Source organism: Dehalococcoides sp. (assembly GCF_041654235.1).
GTDB lineage: Bacteria > Chloroflexota > Dehalococcoidia > Dehalococcoidales > Dehalococcoidaceae > Dehalococcoides > Dehalococcoides mccartyi_B.
On the sequence record NZ_JBAZDW010000097.1, the window covers coordinates 1 to 3,432 of the forward strand.

General features: G+C 47.3%; 2 tRNA genes and 2 rRNA genes. All 4 read right to left on the reverse strand.

From position 1 onward, the window contains the following. Positions 1 to 2,066: ribosomal RNA gene (locus WC259_RS08020) — 23S ribosomal RNA — on the reverse strand; the annotation flags it as partial. 188 nt (positions 2,067 to 2,254) lie between these two features. Beyond that, positions 2,255 to 2,330 (reverse strand) — tRNA-Ala (locus tag WC259_RS08025). A gap of 185 nt (positions 2,331 to 2,515) precedes the next feature. Beyond that, positions 2,516 to 2,592: transfer RNA gene (locus WC259_RS08030), tRNA-Ile, on the reverse strand. Between the two features lie 401 nt (positions 2,593 to 2,993). Then, positions 2,994 to 3,432 (reverse strand): 16S ribosomal RNA (locus tag WC259_RS08035); the annotation flags it as partial.

Sequence of the window (3,432 nt, forward strand, 5' to 3'; positions counted from 1 at the left end):
CTTCTATTCTCTCCACTCAACCTTCCGGTTGAACTTCTCCGATAATAGAACGCTCCCCTACCATCTCAGAGGTCAGATGTCAGAAGCCGGAAGCCAGATTATTTCCATTTTACATGAAGCGCATACAGCTGTTTTCCAAGTTCATCATAACTTTCATACAGCTTTATATACTCTTCTTCTTGGATATAACCTAGGTCTTTACTCATTTCCAGTAAGACCTTTACTTCGTCTTTTGATCCTTGGGCCATTAACAGATATCGTTTGAAATCTGCTACTGAACTCTTTTTCCCATACCCTTCTGCTATATTTACGGGTATTGATATTGCGGCTCGTCTTAACTGACTGCCGAGTTCATACTTTTCAAAGTCGGGGTATTTTAAGGTTAATCTATGGACATTAAGTCCTAGTTCATATGATATTTGGTAGACTCTTAGGTCCCGGTAACTTCCTATCATACTACCCTCTTTTTCCGACTTCTGGCCTCTGTCATCTGACCTCTGGATCCATAGCTTCGGTGTTACACTTGAGCCCCGTTACATTTTCGGCGCAGAACCACTCGACCAGTGAGCTATTACGCACTCTTTAAATGGTGGCTGCTTCTGAGCCAACATCCTGGTTGTCTGGGCAATTCCACATCCTTTCCCACTTAGTGTATCTTAGGGACCTTAGCTGATGGTCTGGGCTGTTTCCCTTTCGACTATGAAGCTTATCCCCCACAGTCTGACTCCCAATCTTAATCTAATGGCATTCGGAGTTTGATAAGGTTCGGTAACCTGGTAAGGCCCCTAGCCTATTCAGTGCTCTACCGCCATTAGTCATCTATTGAGGCTAGCCCTAAAGCTATTTCGGGGAGAACCAGCTATCTCCGTGTTCGATTGGCATTTCACCCCTACCCACAACTCATCCCCTGCCTTTTCAACGACAGTGAGTTCGGGCCTCCAGTGGGTTTTACCCCACCTTCACCCTGGCCATGGGTAGATCACACGGTTTCGGGTCTACAGCATGTAACTTAACGCCCTTTTCAGACTCGCTTTCGCTTCGGCTCCGGCTTCCCGCCTTAACCTCGCTACATACCATAACTCGCCGGTTCATTCTACAAAAGGCACGCCATCACCGGAAGTCAGAGGTCAGACACCAGATGCCCTTCCAGATGACAGTAATCAGATGCCAGATGTCAGATGCATGTTATTCTTTTTAGGTTAAATCTTTCTTATAAGACTTTCTTAACCTTTTAAGAATACTAATACTCTGATCTCTGGCTTCCGATCTCTGACCTCCGTTTTGACTTCTGGCTTCGGACCTCTGGCCTCCGGCTATGACTGCTTGTAAGCGCACGGTTTCAGGTTCTTTTTCACTCCTCTTCCGAGGTGCTTTTCACCTTTCCCTCACGGTACTGGTTCGCTATCGGTCGCTAAGTAGTATTTAGCCTTGGGAGGTGGTCCTCCCTGCTTCCCACGGGGTTTCTCGTGTCCCGCGGTACTCAGGATCCCCTCACAGTTAAGCTCCCTTTCGTTTACAGGGGTGTTACCTTCTCTGCCCGAACTTTCCAGTTCTGTTCAGCTAGAGATCTTAACTTAATAGAGGGTCCTACAACCCCCACCCAGAGACCGGAAATCGGATGCCTTCCCAGAGGTCAGTAATCAGAAACCAGATATCAGATGAATGTATATCTCGTCGGCCTAAGCTATTCCCTTATAACTCACTTAGCACCTCAAAGACTAACTCTCACTCTGACCTCCGGCTTCTGACCCCTGGCCTCTGATTGGGCTTCTGACCTCTGGCCTCTGGATGGGTTTGGGCTGTTCCCGTTTCGCTCGCCGCTACTCAGGGAATCGATTATTCTTTCTCTTCCTCCGGGTACTTAGATGTTTCAGTTCCCCGGGTTGCCTTCTTTAACCTATTTATTCAGTTAAAGATAACCGGACATGACTCCGGTTGGGTTGCCCCATTCGGGTATCCACGGATCATAACCTGCTTACGACTCCCCGTGGCATTTCGCTGTTAACCGCGCCCTTCTTCGACTCTTAGCGCCTAGGCATCCACCGTACGCCCTTAGTAGCTTGACCTAATTCTCGCTACTTTTGGGTTCTTTTCAAAACTTCCGTTTTGCTGTGAATTCTCTCGACTTTTACTAGATCTTCTTCTCTATGCAGTTTTCAAAGAACAGTGTACTATACGCGAAGTTATCAAAATCCTTTGCACTAAAGTCTAAAGTCTTTTTCAACCTCGAACTTCGTACCCCGAACCCTGATAATGGTGGAGGTTAGCGGGATCGAACCGCTGACCCCCTGCTTGCAAGGCAGGTGCTCTCCCAGCTGAGCTAAACCCCCATATGCGATATTAAATGTTCGTAGTTCGTAGTTCTAGTGAACGTTCTTCGTTCACGAACCACGGCATTAACTCAATATCGACAACCTAACCCCAATGGTTTTCTGAATTTCCACGTCTCTCGTTCTTGGTTTTTTGTTTTGATGCCCTTTTAGTACACCATTCCTCGAACCTCGAACTTCGATTATGGTGGGCCTAGATGGATTTGAACCATCGACCTCACGATTATCAGTCGTGCGCTCTAACCAGCTGAGCTACAGGCCCTCTTCGATATTCGAAATACACTGTTCGATGTACGACTTGAATTAGCCTTCCGGCTAAAATAATCTCCATCTTACTTTGTTTCGAACTCGATTATTTTTGGCTGAGTTTCCATCTTAACCAATGTTCTCTATTTATCTTCGCGGAGCGAATCTCCATTCGTCCCTCGAATATCAAATATAAAACTTCGATCATCTGGTCTCTCAAAACTAAACAACAGTTATTACCAATGAGTTGCCGATCCCTCGGCTTGAGTCTTTCGACTCGTTTGATCTCTCTTCGAACTTCCGTCCTCTGAAAGAATCGACCATTAGGATAAAACCTGAGATTCTTCGCCTTGCTTGGCACTCGTTTCCTTCGTGCTTCACGCCTCGAACTTCGAACCTCGATTCGGTTCTCCTTAGAAAGGAGGTGATCCAGCCGCACCTTCCGATACGGCTACCTTGTTACGACTTCACCCCAATTATCGGCCCCACCTTCGACGGCTAGCTCCATCCAGAGGTCGGAAATCAGATGCCTTTCCAGATATGTCGGTAATCAGATGCCAGATATCAGATGTTTGTCTTATCTTTTGGTTCTAAGCTTTTCTCGTAAGATTTGCTTAGTCCTTCCAATAGTAACTTCCTCTCTGACTTCCGGTTTCTGACCTCCGGCCTCTGATTGGGCTTCTGCCCTCTGACCCCTGGACGGTTACCTCACCGGCTTCGGGTGTTGCAGACTTTCGTGGTGTGACGGGCGGTGTGTACAAGGCCCGGGAACGTATTCACCGCAGTATGCTGACCTGCGATTACTAGCGATTCCGACTTCATGCAGGCGAGTTGCAGCCTGCAATCCGAACTGAGA